General features: G+C 42.6%; 14 protein-coding genes. 3 read left to right on the top strand and 11 right to left on the bottom strand.

Features of this window, described 5'->3' with window-relative positions; translation table 11 throughout:
- Window positions 1-49: 49 nt before the first annotated feature.
- The 4 genes from purD to purM all read right to left on the bottom strand — a co-directional run bounded on the left by purD (window position 50) and on the right by purM (window position 4,902).
- Window positions 50-1,288: a phosphoribosylamine--glycine ligase gene (gene purD, locus H1R16_RS00070; RefSeq protein WP_181886265.1), complete on the bottom strand. Its 1,239-nt coding sequence runs from the start codon at window positions 1,286-1,288 to the stop codon at window positions 50-52.
- 94 nt (window positions 1,289-1,382) lie between these two features.
- Window positions 1,383-2,900 (bottom strand): bifunctional phosphoribosylaminoimidazolecarboxamide formyltransferase/IMP cyclohydrolase, encoded by a 1,518-nt coding sequence (gene purH / locus H1R16_RS00065; RefSeq protein ID WP_181886266.1) that lies wholly within the window; start codon window positions 2,898-2,900, stop codon window positions 1,383-1,385.
- Window positions 2,901-3,312: 412 nt separating this feature from the next.
- Entirely contained in the window at window positions 3,313-3,876 is a 564-nt protein-coding gene (purN, locus tag H1R16_RS00060; RefSeq protein ID WP_181886267.1) for a phosphoribosylglycinamide formyltransferase, read from the bottom strand.
- A gap of 36 nt (window positions 3,877-3,912) precedes the next feature.
- On the bottom strand, window positions 3,913-4,902 hold the full coding sequence (gene purM / locus H1R16_RS00055) for a phosphoribosylformylglycinamidine cyclo-ligase (RefSeq protein ID WP_181886268.1): 990 nt from the start codon (window positions 4,900-4,902) through the stop codon (window positions 3,913-3,915).
- A 257-nt stretch (window positions 4,903-5,159) separates the two neighbouring features.
- Between purM and H1R16_RS00050 the strand changes: the two genes are divergently transcribed.
- Entirely contained in the window at window positions 5,160-6,071 is a 912-nt protein-coding gene (locus H1R16_RS00050) for a DUF808 family protein (protein ID WP_181886269.1), read from the top strand.
- A 62-nt stretch (window positions 6,072-6,133) separates the two neighbouring features.
- On the opposite strand, the gene H1R16_RS00045 is transcribed toward H1R16_RS00050, so the two are convergent.
- From H1R16_RS00045 to H1R16_RS00035, 3 genes are all read right to left on the bottom strand, one after another.
- Complete coding sequence (locus H1R16_RS00045; RefSeq protein ID WP_181886270.1) at window positions 6,134-6,673, bottom strand: NADPH-dependent FMN reductase; 540 nt, start codon at window positions 6,671-6,673, stop codon at window positions 6,134-6,136.
- 65 nt (window positions 6,674-6,738) lie between these two features.
- Window positions 6,739-7,452 carry a pirin family protein gene (locus tag H1R16_RS00040; RefSeq protein ID WP_181886271.1) on the bottom strand — a complete coding sequence of 238 codons (714 nt, stop codon included), beginning with the start codon at window positions 7,450-7,452 and terminating at the stop codon, window positions 6,739-6,741.
- A gap of 111 nt (window positions 7,453-7,563) precedes the next feature.
- Entirely contained in the window at window positions 7,564-8,085 is a 522-nt protein-coding gene (locus tag H1R16_RS00035; RefSeq protein WP_181886272.1) for a nuclear transport factor 2 family protein, read from the bottom strand.
- Between the two features lie 325 nt (window positions 8,086-8,410).
- On the opposite strand from H1R16_RS00035, the gene metG reads away from it, so the two are divergent.
- Window positions 8,411-10,444, top strand: coding sequence for a methionine--tRNA ligase (gene metG / locus H1R16_RS00030; RefSeq protein WP_181886273.1), 2,034 nt, complete (start codon window positions 8,411-8,413; stop codon window positions 10,442-10,444).
- Between the two features lie 73 nt (window positions 10,445-10,517).
- Here the strand turns inward: metG and H1R16_RS00025 are convergent, their stop codons facing one another.
- Window positions 10,518-11,966 carry an alanine/glycine:cation symporter family protein gene (locus tag H1R16_RS00025; RefSeq protein WP_181886274.1) on the bottom strand — a complete coding sequence of 483 codons (1,449 nt, stop codon included), beginning with the start codon at window positions 11,964-11,966 and terminating at the stop codon, window positions 10,518-10,520.
- Between the two features lie 233 nt (window positions 11,967-12,199).
- Here H1R16_RS00025 and H1R16_RS00020 point away from each other — a divergent pair, with 233 nt between their 5' ends.
- Window positions 12,200-12,610 (top strand): hypothetical protein, encoded by a 411-nt coding sequence (locus tag H1R16_RS00020; protein WP_181886275.1) that lies wholly within the window; start codon window positions 12,200-12,202, stop codon window positions 12,608-12,610.
- Window positions 12,611-12,613: 3 nt separating this feature from the next.
- Here the strand turns inward: H1R16_RS00020 and H1R16_RS00015 are convergent, their stop codons facing one another.
- From H1R16_RS00015 to dnaA, 3 genes are all read right to left on the bottom strand, one after another.
- Window positions 12,614-13,312 (bottom strand): SAM-dependent methyltransferase, encoded by a 699-nt coding sequence (locus H1R16_RS00015; RefSeq protein WP_182035767.1) that lies wholly within the window; start codon window positions 13,310-13,312, stop codon window positions 12,614-12,616.
- Window positions 13,313-13,316: 4 nt separating this feature from the next.
- On the bottom strand, window positions 13,317-13,775 hold the full coding sequence (locus tag H1R16_RS00010; RefSeq protein ID WP_181886277.1) for a low molecular weight protein-tyrosine-phosphatase: 459 nt from the start codon (window positions 13,773-13,775) through the stop codon (window positions 13,317-13,319).
- Window positions 13,776-13,860: 85 nt separating this feature from the next.
- On the bottom strand, window positions 13,861-15,318 hold the full coding sequence (gene dnaA, locus H1R16_RS00005) for a chromosomal replication initiator protein DnaA (protein WP_181886278.1): 1,458 nt from the start codon (window positions 15,316-15,318) through the stop codon (window positions 13,861-13,863).
- Window positions 15,319-15,387: the final 69 nt, after the last annotated feature.

Here is a 15,387-nt window from a genome sequence, read left to right as displayed (position 1 = left end):
TTTGCTGTTGTTATTAAACAAAAAAACGTGAAAACTCACGTTTTATTTATTAGAATTTCGCGATGTCGTCCCGATAGAAAGCGTAGTCGAACTGGATGGTTTTCGCGTCATTATATACCTTTTTTCTGGCCTCTTCAAAATCCTTTCCTGTAGCCACAAGATTGATTACCCTGCCTCCGGCCGTGTAAACGCCGCCTGCTTTGCTGCTTGCGCCGGCTAAAAGAACTGTACTTTCCGTAGCTCTGTCCAGATGAGTAATTTCGTAACCTGTTTCGTACTTTCCGGGATATCCACCGGATGCCATTACAAGGCAAACAGCTTTCTCATCTTTAAACTTCAGCTCAATATCTTTTCCTTCGATACAGTCGTTAATGGTGTCCAACAGGTTGTTTTCCAGCAATGGAAGGATTACCTGAGTTTCAGGATCTCCGGAACGCATATTATATTCAAGCAAATGACAGCCTTTTTCAGTAACCATAAGTCCGAAGAAGATAAAACCCTTAAACATCAGGTAATTATCTTTAAGACCTGCGATTGTAGGCTCCAGGATATTCTTGCGGAAATCCATATCATGTTCTGCAGTAAACTCAGGAGTTGGCGCCACGCTACCCATCCCACCTGTGTTTGGTCCGCGGTTACCGGCACCTACACGTTTATAATCCTTTGCAGGAACACATGGAAACAAATCCTTACCATTGGAGAAGCAGATTATTGAAGCTTCAAACCCACGAAGATATTCCTCAATAACGATTTTAATACCGGCATCGCCATAAATCTTGTCGATCATGAAATCGTGGATGGTTTTCATACCTTCATCCTTACCCTCAGCAAGAACAACCCCTTTACCCTGGGCAAGACCTGAAGCTTTTATAATAAGAGGATATTTGGCAGTTTCTAAAAATGCTTTGGCTTCTACATAGGAATTGAAAATCTGGGCGTCTGCCGTTTTCACGCCATAATCCTGCATGAATTTCTTAGAGTAAGCCTTGCTGCCTTCAAGTTTTGCCACCTTCTTGGAGGGTCCGAAAATATTAAGACCGGCCTTTGTAAATTCATCAACTATACCACTCACCAAAAAAGCCTCCGGACCTACAATTGTAAGGTCAATAGCCTCCTTTGTGGCGAAATTAACAAGTTCCTGATTATCGGTTAAAGAAATGTTCTTTCCAATCTCACCGGTAGTGGCGTTTCCCTTGGCAAAAAAAATCTGTGAGACCCTGCGGTCTTCGGCAATTTTGCGGCCTATTGCAGCCTCACGACCACCGTTTCCTATGATAAGTACTCTCATATTAAAGTTTATTTTTTAGATGTTACAAAATTACTCTTTTGGTTGAGTAATTCAAATTGAGCGGTTAAAAAGATTAACCGCTTCCTGCGGATATTTAGTGAAAGAAGTGGCGCATTCCGGTGAACATCATCGGGATGCCATGCTCGTTCGCTGCAGTAATGCTGTCTTCATCGCGCATACTTCCGCCAGGCTGAATAATAGCTTTTATACCTTCAGCAGCACAGTAATCTACCACGTCGCGGAAAGGGAAAAATGCGTCCGAGGCCAACACTAGGTCACCCTGAAATTTCTCTTTAGCACGCTGCACAGCATGTTCTGTAGCCCAGATACGGTTAACCTGTCCGCCACCGATGCCAAGTGCCTGAACACCGTTCGATACAACGATAGCGTTAGATTTTACATATTTTACCACACGTTGTGCAAACAACAGTGCTTTTTCCTGTTCCGCAGAAGGTTTTGCAGATGTCACCGTCTCAATTTTATCTGAAAATTCGCTGTCTGAACCCTGTACCAGAATTCCGCCGTCTACCTTTACCCAGGTCTGCGCGTCGGATACGGCATTTTTAATTTTAATGATCCTGAGGTTTTTCTTCTTCTTCAGAATTTCGAGTGCATCTTCATCAAAATCCGGTGCCATTACAATCTCCAGGAAGGTTTTGTTGAGTTCCTCTGCGGTAGCAGCATCCACTTTAAAATTCATGCCAATGATCCCTCCAAATATGGAAACCGGGTCACATTCAAATGTTTTTGTGTACGTTTCCAGTGCAGATGTCCCAACCGCTACTCCGCAAGGTGTTGAATGCTTCACCGCGCAGCAGGCCATTTCGTCCTTAAATTCATTAACGACTTTCCAGCATAGATCCATATCGCGGAGGTTGTTGAATGAAAGTTCCTTTCCGCCCAGAATTTCGAAATCCTTCATTGCACCGTTTTCCGTAGTTGATGCGTAAAAGGCCGCGGACTGGTGCGGATTCTCGCCATAACGAAGGTCAGATACCTTTTTGTAGGAGGCGTTGAGGTATTGTGGATATTCCTCGTCCAGCAGCATTCTGGAGATCGCCGCATCGTAAGCTGCGGTCAGATTGAAGACCTTACCGGCCAGGTTCTTTCTGGTTTCAGATGTGGTGTTTCCATTTTCAGCGATCTCCTGCTGTACCAGCGCATAATCTTGCACATCTGTAATTACTGTAACTGAATTGAAATTCTTGGCTCCGGAACGCAGCATTGACGGACCACCGATATCGATGAATTCCACTTTTTCGTTCAGAGAGATATCTGCGTTTGCATTCTCGAAGAAAGGATACAGGTTTACGATCACCATATCAATAAGTCCTATGCCGTGCTGCTGTACAGTAGACATATGTTCCTCACTGCTGCGAACCGCAAGCAGTCCACCGTGAACTTTAGGATGAAGTGTCTTTACACGGCCGTCCAGCATTTCAGGAAATTCCGTTACTTCATCAATCTGAACCGGACTGAGTCCGGCCTCCTTCAGGTGTTTGAATGTGCCGCCGGTTGAAACCAGTTCATAATTCTGTTCTTCTAAAAATCTTGCAAAATCTATAAGTCCGGACTTATCCGAAACGGAGATCAGCGCTCTCTTCTTTGACATCTTTCTTACTTTTTACTTTATATTTAACCGTCCAGGTCTTACGACCGGACGTTCTTTATAACAGATTCCTAAGGAATTGAGTTATATTTTTATATTCTTTCCAACACTCCCTTTGGGTTCCAGAAATCATTGGAATAAATTCCGATGCTAATACTTCATTTTGCTTTTCATTGGAGTAAATTCCAACGTTAATATATTGTCCGTTCCTATGGAACTGGTATTAAAACGTACGTGCGAAATCTGCTTTCAAAAATAAACTCCAGGAGATCCATTTCTTAACTGTATCATAATAAAGGCAAAGACATTATTTCATTATCCAATTTCATTGGAATGAATCCCAAGGGCATAAATATCACTTTGCTTTAAATTAGAATAAATTCCAATGCTAATATATCGTTCGTTCCTACGGAACTCACCGCCCCAGCACTTTATTTATTGCCTTCGGGAAAATCTCATATTCAATCGAGTGTACTTTTTCTGCAAGGCTTTCCGGTGTTTCGTCTTCGGAAACGGCAAATGATTTCTGAAGTATAATATCACCTTCGTCAATCCCGGCGGTTACTAAATGGACCGTGGCACCGCTTTCCGTTTCACCGGCATTTAATACTGCTTCGTGCACGTGGTTACCCCACATTCCTTTGCCCCCAAACTTTGGCAACAGCGCAGGATGTATATTTATAATCTTTCCGCTGAATTTTTCGCAAAAATCTGTGTTCAGGATGGACAGGAAACCAGCCAGAACTACAAGATCTGTATCTGCCGGTACCAACTGTGTAAGCTTAGATGAAAACTCTTTACCTTTTCTTATCAGATGACTGGGAATTCCATGCTTTTCGGCGCGCTGCAGGCCAAAGCATTCGCGGTCTGCGACCACTAAAGCGATTTTGGCATCCGGTATCTCACCGCTTTCGGTGCAGTCTATAATGCGCTGAAGGTTGGTGCCGCTGCCGGATACCAGTACAACGATATTTTTCATACGGGAACTGAAACTTTATAAATGGTCAAGGACTTCCTAATTGAGGACTATTTTTTCTTCACCTTCAGTGATCTGCCCGATTTCATAGGCATCATCAAGCAGGTTCAGTACCTTTTCGGCGTGGTTTGCATCTATAACAATCACCATGCCCACACCCATATTGAAGGTGCCGTACATTTCGTTGCGGTCTATATTTCCGCGTTTCTCAAGTTCAAGCATTACAGATGGAATACGTATAGCCGAGGTATTGATTTGTGCACATAAGCCTTGTGGGATGATCCTTGGTATATTTTCAATGATTCCTCCACCGGTGATGTGTGCGATACCGTCCACCTTAACTTCTTCCAATAGCTTATGTACCGGTTGGAAATACAGCCTGGTAGGTACTAAAAGAGTTTCGTAGAGGGGTTTGCCTTCAAACTCTTCGTTGAAGTCAGGAAAAATTTTTCTAACAAGTGAGAATCCGTTACTGTGGAAACCGGAACTCGGTAATGCGATTATTTTATGTCCCGCCTTGATTTTGGACCCGTCAATGATTTGGTCCTTTTCCACAATACCAACACAGAAACCGGCAACATCGTAATCCCCGGGTTTATACATACCAGGCATCTCAGCAGTTTCGCCGCCAATAAGTGCACATTCATTGTCTTTACAGGCTTTTACCATGCCCATTACGATTTCGGCAGCTATTTCGGAGTCGAGTTTCCCGCAAGCCAGATAATCCAGGAAGAAAAGAGGTTTGGCTCCATGACAAAGGATATCATTGGCACACATCGCAAAACAGTCTACACCAATTGAGTCATATCTCTTAGAGTCCAACGCTACTTTCAGTTTGGTTCCCACCCCATCTGTTCCGCTTACAAGTACCGGGTTTTTGTAGCCGGCGATCTGGTAAAAGGCGCCAAAACTTCCCAGGTTATTCAGTACATTTTCATTGTGGGTTTCTGCCACGGCTGATTTTATCTTGTCAACGGTTTTGTAGCCCTCTTCCTTGTCTACACCGGCGGATTTATAAGTGTTGCTCATGTTCATTCAATTATACTAAAGCCAAATAAAAAAGCCGACAATCATACAGACGTCGGCTCACTATTATTTTTTGGAGGAGATTGCGCATCCCAAATCCTGGAATTTTTCAAGTAGGGAATGTAATCTCTGCAGCTTCAATGTTAAAAAATTTTGTTCTGCGAAAGTAAGATTTTTTAGCGGATTTAAAAAATGGATTCAAAAAAAATTACGCTCCGTTTTAATTCATTTATCTATTTTTGCTGCCAAATAAACAGACTATGGCTTCAGGATTTTTTGCGATTTTAGATGATATTGCAGCGTTGATGGACGATGTAGCGGTAACGGCCAAAGTGGCTACCCAAAAGACCGCCGGAATTTTGGGAGATGACCTGGCTGTAAATGCTGAAAAAGCAACCGGCTTCCTGGAGTCGCGGGAAATTCCAGTTCTGATGGAGATCATGAAAGGATCCTTTGTTAATAAACTCATTATTGTTCCTGCGGTATTCCTGCTTCAGTGGCTGTATGCGCCGGCCATAACAATTATCCTTGTTTTTGGAGGTTTTTACCTGGCTTATGAAGGGGTTGAAAAAATTATTGAATTTCTTTTTCACAGAAGTAAAAAAGGCCACGAAGTTATTAAAGAAAAAGAACAGGCCGAGGACGTGAATGGCGACGAACTGGAGAAGTCCAAGATAAAGTCGGCAGTTACTACGGACTTTATACTTTCGCTGGAAATTGTAATTATTGCGCTGGCGTCTGCAAAAGCAGGGTATGAAGCTCTGAAATCCGAATTCAACCCCTTACTTGTTGAAATTGTTTCGGTATCTATTGTTGCCATCATAGCCACGGTAGGTGTATACGGAATTGTAGCTTTGATCGTTCGTATGGACGATGCCGGATATAAACTCATAAAAAGGTCGGGAAAAGAGAAAGGCCTTTTGGTAACGGTAGGATCTTTTCTGGTAAGTGCGCTGCCCTGGGTGATTAAAGGACTTGCAGTAATTGGTACAGTTGCCTTAATTTTGGTGGCCGGCGGGATCTTTGTCCACAATATCGATTGGATCCACCATCATTTTCTTCCAAACGTAAATTCCCTGCTCCGTGAATCGCTGGCGGGTCTTATCGGCGGAATCGTTGCACTTCCGGTGTTTCATTTCGGAGCAAAAGCCCTGGCAATGATTAAAAAATAAGATAATCTGTGATTAAAACGAAGAAAGCGGGAATTTCCCGCTTTCTTCGTTTTTGCATTAATTTAATTGCTGAAAAACTGCTTTACCGCCTGAACTCTTGATTTCAGTTCATCGAGTTTTTGCTCATCCGTAATTCCTTTTCCTTCTTCGAATCTGTCCCTGAAATTTGGTAAGGAGAAAGTCTCGATAACGTTGGCACCACTGAATGGCGCGCGTTTCATGAAAACTTCAATTACATTTTTGCCGCCACCGTTCCCGGGGGCTGTACCCATTAAGAAAATCGGTTTATCGCCAAAGTGCTTACGGTCCCTAATCCTGGAGATCCAATCAAATATGTTTTTGAAAGCCGCGGAATAAGCTGAATTATGTTCCGCCAGTGACATAATGATGAGTTCGGACCCGTCAATTTTAGCTGCAAAGTCTTTTGCTAATTGCGGAATTCCGCTCTCCAGTTCCCTTTCATGTTTGTAAATGGGCATTTCAAAATCGTTCAGGTCAAGGATTTCAACATCATCACCGGTGAAGAAGGTGGTTACATAAGTGACAAGTTTTTTGTTGATGGAGACATCGGAATTACTTCCGGCAAAGGCCAGTATTTTCATATTAAGGTTGAAATTAGGTTGAGGTTAAGGTTAAGGTTAAATAATTCAGATAAATATAAGCAACATTAGATGACCATCGGTACTTCCATTAATAGAATTTCGCTGTCAGCAACCGCTTCCAACAAAAATCCGTCGGTTTCCCAAATTCCAAATCCATCGCGGGTTCCCAGAACCTGATCACCGATTTTTGCAGAACCTTTCAACACAAAAACATAAACTCCGTTTCCTTCATTATTCAGACGGTATTCCTGACTGTAACCTTCATTAAAATTAGCGAGATTGAACCAGGCATCCTGGTAAATCCAGACACCATCATCATTCGGATTTGGCGAAAGAATCTGCTGAAACGCATTTACTTCAGAATTTTCGCTAATTCTGATCTGGTCGTAACGAGGTTCAACATTCATTTTATTGGGAATGACCCAAATCTGGAGAAATTTCACAAGTTCATCCTGGTTCCGGTTGTACTCACTGTGCTGGACTCCGGTACCGGCGCTCATTACCTGGATTTCGCCTTTACGGATAACGGCAGTGGTTCCCATGGAGTCTTTGTGTTCCAAATCTCCTTCCAGTGGAATCGAAATAATCTCCATATTGCTGTGCGGGTGCGCTCCGAAGCCCATTCCCGAGGATACCTGGTCATCATTCAAAACTCTCAATGCACCGAAACTCATCCTCTCAGGATTGTAATAATTGGCGAAGCTGAAACTGTGATAGGATTTAAGCCAGCCATGATCTGCAAAACCTCTGCTATCTGCTTTGTGATATACTGTTTTCATACTATTTTGATTTTATGATACAAAGATACCGCCTGCAACTCATCAACACATTGACCTAAGATAATTACGAATTAATTGTCTGTTTCTGAAAAATGTGCCAGTATTGCATCTTTATTTCTGTAGTTTTTGGATATAGCCGTCCTCTAATGGAGCTTTAATTTTGATAACCTGGTCGGATACCTCATTGGGCACCGTCATGGAAAGCACATACTGCTTGATTTTCCACTTACCTCCTACCTTTTCCAGCACGCCGGAGCCTCGGCAAATCTTCATCTGTGTATCCAGGATCTCATCAAACCAGGCATACATTCCGTCTTTGCTAAAGCTGATATTCCTTTCCAGTGACGTAAAATTCCAGGCTTTCCCTTTGTCAAAATGAGGTTTGGAATAATCCATAAACTGTTTTTTATCCCAGACTTCTGTGGCGTCTGTGCCAATGAAGGTGGATTCTTCAGCGAAAAGATCAAAATAATTATTGAAATCTGCGTTAGCGGCAAAGGTATTAAGGTCATCCAGCACTTTGTTCACATTTTTCTTCTGTACATTTTCATAGAACCCTTTGCTCTGACCGTTTACAAAAATCGAAAGACCTGTTAACAGGATGAGAAACAGAAACAGTTTTGTTTTTTTCATGGTATTGATGTGTTTAGTTATTTATAAATTCAACTCTAAAAGTAAGGAAGTTTCTTTTTGCCGAGCAGTTCAAATCTGAATGCACTCCTGGAAATAATCTCAAAGTATGATACTGGCCGGAAATTCATAAGAATAAAACTAAAATCACTTCCGGGTTTATGAATGTATCAGATATTGTCACTGACCAAAATCAGCCCAATAAATTTCGCTAAAAATATAATATTTCTTTGTTTTTTTTTCACCCGCAAGTACATTTTTCGCGCTATGATTAACTGCGTATCCACAGCAGAAGCCTATCTTTGCACCTTCAAACAGCTATTTAGAAATGTCAGACAGAAAGATGATCACGGCCGCGCTGCCGTACGCAAATGGCCCCGTACATATCGGACACCTGGCCGGAGTTTATATTCCTGCAGATGTATACGCGAGATTCCAGCGAAGGTTGGGAAAAGATGTTGCATTTATCTGCGGATCTGATGAACACGGAATCCCAATTACCATCCGTGCTAAAAAGGAAGGTGTAACGCCTCAGGATATTGTGGACCAGTATCATGAAGTTATAAAAAAATCCTTTTCTGACCTGGGAATTTCCTTTGACGAATACTCGCGTACAACCTCCAAAAAACATCATGAGGTGAGTCAGGATTTCTTTAAGACGCTGTATGATAAAAACAAGTTTACAGAAGAGGTATCCGAACAGTATTTTGACGAAAAGGCTGGTGAGTTTTTGGCTGACCGTTATATCGTAGGTACCTGTCCCAAGTGTTCCAACGAAGGCGCTTATGGTGACCAGTGCGAGAAATGTGGCGCCACCCTTTCGCCGGCTGAACTGATTAATCCAAAGTCCATGCTTAGCGGAAACGTGCCTGTTTTGAAGGAGACTAAAAACTGGTATTTACCGCTGAATGAGTATGAAGATTTCCTGAATGAGTGGATTATTGAAGGTCATAAGGACGACTGGAAACCCAATGTATACGGGCAGGTGAAATCGTGGCTGACTGACGGTCTGAAGCCCCGCGCCATGACCCGTGACCTAAACTGGGGCGTTCCTGTTCCTTTGCCGGATGCAGACGGAAAAGTTCTTTATGTGTGGTTTGATGCTCCTATAGGCTACATCACTTTTACACAGGAATGGGCAGAGAAAAACGGTAAGGACTGGAAAGATTACTGGCAAAATGAAAATTCGGATCTGATCCATTTCATTGGTAAGGATAATATTGTATTTCACTGTATTATTTTCCCGGCAATGATGAAAGCCCACGGTAATTATATCATGCCTGCCAATGTTCCCGCATTTGAATTTCTGAACCTGGAAAATGAAAAAATTTCCACCTCGCGCAACTGGGCGGTGTGGGCTCATGAATATGTACAGGAATTCCCGGGACAGCAGGATGTACTGAGATATGCGCTTCTATCGTCCGCACCGGAAACCAAGGACAATAATTTTACGTGGAAAGACTTCCAGACCAAGAACAATTCAGAGCTTGTAGGGATCTTCGGAAACTTCATTAACAGAGTAGCTGTGCTTATCCATAAATACTATAACGGAATTATTCCAGACGGTAAACTTGGAGAAACAGAGCAACAGGAAATTAAAAAGGCTGGCAGCGAAATTGAAACTTATCTGGAAAAGTTTGAGTTCAGGAATTCACTTACGGCACTTATGAATCTGGCGCGTTACGGCAACCAGTTCCTACAGATTGAGGAACCGTGGAAAACAATAAAAGAAAACCCGGAAAAGGCCGCCAACTCACTCTTCAATGCAGCACAAATCGCTGTAGCTTTGGCTCAGTTTTGTGAACCGTTCATGCCTTTCAGTTCAGAAAAACTTCTGACAATGTTCAATTGTGACCAACAGAAATGGGAAGATCTTATGAACCGCGATCTCATGATTGAAAGCGGACACCAGATTAATGAAGCCGGACTTCTGTTTTCAAAAATTGAAGATGAGACGATAGATTTCCAAATCCAGAAACTGGAGCAGACTAAAGAATCCAATAAAAAAACAAACCCAAAAGCCAACCCGATGAAAGACGAAATCCAGTTTGATGATTTTACAAAGATAGATTTAAGGACTGCAACCATCCTTACAGCTGAAAAAGTGGAGAAAGCAGATAAACTTCTCAAATTTACCGTGGATACAGGTGTTGATGTGCGCACTGTTGTTTCAGGTGTTGCAGAGAGCTTCACGCCGGAAGAATGTGTAGGAAAGCAGGTAATGATATTATTGAATCTGGCACCAAGAAAAATAAGGGGTATAGAATCGCAGGGTATGCTTTTACTGGCCACTAAACCGGACGGTAAACTGACCTTCGTAACTCCCGAAAACGAAGTTGAGAATGGCGTAGAGGTTTCGTAAAGAAATATACTGGATACACAAAAGGCAGGTCGCGATGACCTGCCTTTTACATTTTATAACACAGAAATATGCCTTACCATTCAGAAGTGTTTTTTATCCCGAGCTTTTCCGGCTCAAACACAGGATCTTTGCCTGCTTTCTTCTGCTCTTCATAATCCTTAAGTGTAATCAGGGCTTTTTTCTGCAGTATAAGAACAGCGATTAAGTTAAGCCAGGCCATCAGACCAACACCAATATCACCCAATGCCCATGCATTGCCACCTGTGGTAACTGCGCCGAATACCACACTAATCAGGAAGAGAATACGCAGGGTCCACAGTACTGGAGGATGCATTTTCTTCTTCCGGAGATAATAGAGGTTGGATTCCGCGATGAAGTAGTACGCGAGTATGGTTGTAAAAGCAAAAAACAGCAAAGCGAAGGCTACAAATCCATGGCCTAAGGCAGGAAAATGTGCTGAAATCGCAGCCTGGGTGAAAAGCGGTCCTTCTTCCACTCCCGGCAGATTTTGATACAGGAATCCACCATTGCCGTCACTGACATTGTACATTCCGGTGAAAAGAATCATCAGGGCAGTGGCGGTACACACAAACAAAGTGTCTATATAAACGGAGAAAGCCTGAAGTATTCCCTGTTTTGCAGGATGCGTAGTTGCTGCGGCTGCAGCGGCGTGAGGTGCGGTTCCCTGTCCGGCTTCATTGGAATAAATCCCTCTTTTTACTCCCCAGGCAATGGCAGAACCTACTATGCCTCCAAATGTAGCTTCAGCACCAAAAGCTGATGAAATAATCAGTTTAAGCATGGCTGGCAGCTGCTCAATGTTCAGTCCAATGATTACCAGTGCCATCAGTATATAGGCGCCTGCCATGAAAGGAACAGCCAGTTCGGAAAATTTACCGATACGTTTAACATCGCCTATGATAATCAGGATAAGGAAAAATACCACTGCCAGGCCCACCCACAGCTTATCGAACCCAAAAGCACTGTTCATACTCTGTGCTATACTGTTGGACTGTACCCCCGGAAGGAAAAGTGCGCATGCCACAATTGTGCATACTGCAAAAAGCGCTGCATACCATTTCTTGCCGATTCCTCTTTCAATATAATACGCCGGACCCCCCCGGTAATTGCCGTTTTTCTCCACCTTATATATCTGGCCCAATACCGCTTCTATAAATGCGGTGGAACTTCCCAGAAATGCAATGGTCCACATCCAGAACACCGCACCCGGGCCTCCCATAGCAATAGCTGTAGCCACGCCGGCAATATTTCCGGTACCTACCCTTCCCGCGATGGCAATGGTAAAAGCCTGAAATGGTGAAACACCTTTGTCGGTGGAACCTTCGGTAAACAACTGTTTAATCATGTCTTTCATAAACCGGACCTGCACAAATTTAGTACGGATACTGAAGTAAATACCGGTTCCTATACACAGGACGATTAATGCATTGGACCAGATAAGATTATTTGCGGTTAAAATGAGTTTTTCAAAAAATTCTGCCACTGATAGTGTTTCATTCATACATCTTCAATTAGGAGCGTAATATTACAAATTTCTCGTTTTTCTGAAGGCTAAACTTTAATTTAATTCTATTTAAGAACCAACAAATTAAGGCTGAAGCAGATAAATCCGGGAACAGGAATGATATTGAACGGCGTCATTTCATGATTCCTGTCACAATTCGGCGATTCATCACCCAAACAAAGCAGTGCGCTGTATAATTTGAGTAAATTTGAGTATAAAAATTACTCACTATGACAACGTTAGCAACATTTTTTACGCGATTCATTCTGCCAGCGGTACTTATATCAGCAACTGTATCCTGCGCCAACCGCGACGATGATTTTTCGAATGAACAGTATGTAGGCTCATGGGACTGGATAGCCACCACCGGACCGAATGTAAATGAGAGTCCTACCAGTACCGGCAAGACTGCCGAACTTATACTGACACCGGAAGGAACCTATACCATTAAAGAAAATGATGTGGTACAAAGTGAGGGGAATTATTCACTTTACAAAGGAGTAACCTCTACGGACCATGTGGAAAAAATGTACATTGACTTTTCCAATGATCCGGATAAAATGGTAAACAGCGTAAATGCTACCGACCTTTCGCTTGGTGACGACTCGGTGAACGGTCTAACGTACCATTATAAAAAGTAAATGCTATTTGCCAAGAACAAAAACAGCCGGGATTTTATGGAGTTCCGGCTTGCTTTTTTGCCATTCTTTAACGGTTAAAGTACGGATAAACTCCGCTTCCGGATCATTAATGTTAGCCGCAATGCAAAGTTTGCTGTTTGCGGGAAGGAACTTGCACAGATCCTCGAACAGAGCATTGTTTCGGTAGGGAGTTTCCATGAAAATCTGTGAGTAGCCGGTCTTTTCAACCTGGGACTGCAGCCACTGAATTTTTGTCTTTTTCTCGTTCCGGTCTATGGGAAGATAACCGTGAAAGGTGAATTCCTGACCGTTGAAGCCACTTGCAATCAAGGCGAGAATAATGGACGAAGGTCCGTTCACCGGTACGACCTGGATTTTGTTCTCATGACACCACTTCACCATCAGGTTACCCGGATCGGCAATACAGGGAAGTCCGGCTTCGGACAGCAAAACAAAGTCCTGACCTTTTTTCATCAGGTCTTGAGCATCCTTCAGATCCGAGCGCTCCGAATATTTATCCAGCAGATAGAGTTTCAGATCAGCCTGCTTTTTTTCCGGGGCAAAAAATTTAATGACCTTACGCGCGGTTTTTTCATTTTCAACAAAAAAATAGTCGGTCTTCAGAATGTACTCCTTTATTGCCGGGGCAAAATAGGATACCGGGGAGTTTTCAGAAAGGTAGGCAGGGATTAGAAAAAGCATGCTGTTAAATTTGGTGGGTGAGTTTCTTACTAATTCTTTCGGAGGCCTGATCCAAAATGCCAAACGCTTCCTCAAAACCTTCCATTTCACTCCAATAAGGATCTTTAACCTCAAAATCATTGATTTCCAGACCGGCAGCTTCCAGAAACAGGGAAACCCTGGCTCTCTCCTCTTCGCTTTCCGTGAGTTCTATTACGTCATGAAGTACTGTTCTGTCCATACAGTAAATATGATCGTAAGTCTGAAAATCCTGCTTGATTATGGGGCGTGATCTCTGCGCAGATATATCAATTCCATAATTTTGACCAATTGCTATAGCCCGTTTGTCCGGATTTTCGCCTTCGTGCAGAGAAATGGTCCCGGCGGAATCCACCACAAAGTCAGCGGGCAACTTAGACGCCAGAATCCCCTCTGCCAAAGGACTGCGGCATATATTTCCGAGGCAAACCACCAATATCTTCATAATCTTTCTGTATTAAATTTGAAAAAACCCTTTCAGCTACTTTAAAAGTTGAAAGGGTTAATAGGATAATCAGGAAACCGGAATCTTAATGCTTCAGTTTTTCCGTAAGCTCCTTTACATATTTTTTAATCTCCTTATCAATTTTGGACACATCTTTAATTGTATCGCAGGCATACATAACCGTTGAATGGTCTTTGCCGCCCATCTCCTCACCGATTTTGGTGAATGTGGCATTGGTGTATTCCTTAGCAAAATACATAGCCAATTGCCTTGGCAGCGCAATCTCACGCTTTCTTGTTTTAGACAGCAACTGATCACGTTCGATGCCAAAATATTCGCAAACCACTTCCTGAATATAAGGAATATTGATCACTTTTTTCTTGGTTGATGATATCTTGCTGATGGTTTCCTTCAGCAGTTCCAGCGTTAGATCCGATTTGTAAATCGTGGAGTAAGCGATTACAGAATTTATAACTCCAATAAGGTCCCGAACGCTGCTCTTCACCTCATTGGCCAGGAAATCCAACATGTCGTCGCCAATCTCAATCCCGTCACGGCTCAGTTTATCAATAATGATTTTTCTTCTGGTGTCGAAATCTGGTGCCTTAATTTCTGCTGCAAGTCCCCATTTGAATCGGGAAACAATACGTTCCTGGATGTCCATAATATCAACCGGCGCACGGTCAGACGTCAAGACGATCTGTTTTCCGTTCTGGTGCAGATAATCGAAAATGTGGAAGAAACTGTCCTGAGTAGCTGACTTTCCGGAAAGGAACTGGATATCATCAATGATCAGAACGTCCACCATCTGATAAAAATTGGCGAACTCAGTCTGTTTGTGAGCTTTTGCAGCAGAAACAAACTGCTGTATAAATTTTTCAGACGAAAGGTAAAGAACCACTTTGTCCGGTAGTGTATTTTTTACTTCCAGTCCTATTGCATGTCCAAGGTGCGTTTTCCCAACCCCGTAACCTCCGTGAAGGAAAAGTGGGTTGAAGGCAGTTGCTCCCGGTCTCTTGGCAATGGATTTTGCAACTGTAGACGCAAATTTATTACTTTCACCTTCCACATAACTGTCAAAGGAGAAATCAGCCTTCAGATTAGAATCTATATTGATTTTCTGAATTCCCGGCACCACAAAAGGATTAACAATTTTGTCCGATGAAAAATGCTGAGGCATAGTTTCCTGGGGTTTTGGAGCAGGTGTAGACTTTCCTTTTACATTTACAGTAATAGGTTTTTCCTTTCCTGCAGGCTTGTTCTCCATTACCTGATACCACAATTTCACGCCTTTCCCGATGTACTTTTTTAGCGCGGCCGAAAGAAGTGACAGGTAGTTGTCCTCAATATATTCCTTATAGAAATCGCTCGGAACCATCAAAGTAAGGTTGTTATCAACCAGTGAAACCGGCTGAACCTTATCGAAAAGTAAATCGAAAGAATTCTCGAGCTTTTTCAGGTTGGAAGAGTCTTCGGCAGCGTTGAGATTGTCCCTCATAAACTGGAGGCATTTCTCCCAAATCAGTACTAAATTTTCATTCATTTGTTCAACTTCAATTAGGCCTCTTGTTATTAATTTTTATCGGGAAAGCAAAGATGGATAATTTAATCA

Origin of the sequence: Marnyiella aurantia (assembly GCF_014041915.1) — a bacterium.
GTDB classification, from domain to species: Bacteria; Bacteroidota; Bacteroidia; order Flavobacteriales; family Weeksellaceae; genus Marnyiella; species Marnyiella aurantia.
This window is presented reverse-complemented; position numbering and strand designations above follow the sequence as displayed.

Bases quoted from the DNA above. Each gene is read 5' to 3' on its own strand.
- H1R16_RS00050 (WP_181886269.1), top strand. From the start codon at position 5,160: ATGGCTTCAGGATTTTTTGCGATTTTAGATGATATTGCAGCGTTGATG.
- H1R16_RS00015 (WP_182035767.1), bottom strand. From the start codon at position 13,312: ATGCTTTTTCTAATCCCTGCCTACCTTTCTGAAAACTCCCCGGTATCC.
- purM (WP_181886268.1), bottom strand. From the start codon at position 4,902: ATGAGCAACACTTATAAATCCGCCGGTGTAGACAAGGAAGAGGGCTAC.
- purD (WP_181886265.1), bottom strand. From the start codon at position 1,288: ATGAGAGTACTTATCATAGGAAACGGTGGTCGTGAGGCTGCAATAGGC.
- H1R16_RS00040 (WP_181886271.1), bottom strand. From the start codon at position 7,452: ATGAAAACAGTATATCACAAAGCAGATAGCAGAGGTTTTGCAGATCAT.
- purN (WP_181886267.1), bottom strand. From the start codon at position 3,876: ATGAAAAATATCGTTGTACTGGTATCCGGCAGCGGCACCAACCTTCAG.
- H1R16_RS00035 (WP_181886272.1), bottom strand. From the start codon at position 8,085: ATGAAAAAAACAAAACTGTTTCTGTTTCTCATCCTGTTAACAGGTCTT.
- H1R16_RS00010 (WP_181886277.1), bottom strand. From the start codon at position 13,775: ATGAAGATATTGGTGGTTTGCCTCGGAAATATATGCCGCAGTCCTTTG.
- dnaA (WP_181886278.1), bottom strand. From the start codon at position 15,318: ATGAATGAAAATTTAGTACTGATTTGGGAGAAATGCCTCCAGTTTATG.
- metG (WP_181886273.1), top strand. From the start codon at position 8,411: ATGTCAGACAGAAAGATGATCACGGCCGCGCTGCCGTACGCAAATGGC.
- H1R16_RS00020 (WP_181886275.1), top strand. From the start codon at position 12,200: ATGACAACGTTAGCAACATTTTTTACGCGATTCATTCTGCCAGCGGTA.
- H1R16_RS00045 (WP_181886270.1), bottom strand. From the start codon at position 6,673: ATGAAAATACTGGCCTTTGCCGGAAGTAATTCCGATGTCTCCATCAAC.
- H1R16_RS00025 (WP_181886274.1), bottom strand. From the start codon at position 11,966: ATGAATGAAACACTATCAGTGGCAGAATTTTTTGAAAAACTCATTTTA.
- purH (WP_181886266.1), bottom strand. From the start codon at position 2,900: ATGTCAAAGAAGAGAGCGCTGATCTCCGTTTCGGATAAGTCCGGACTT.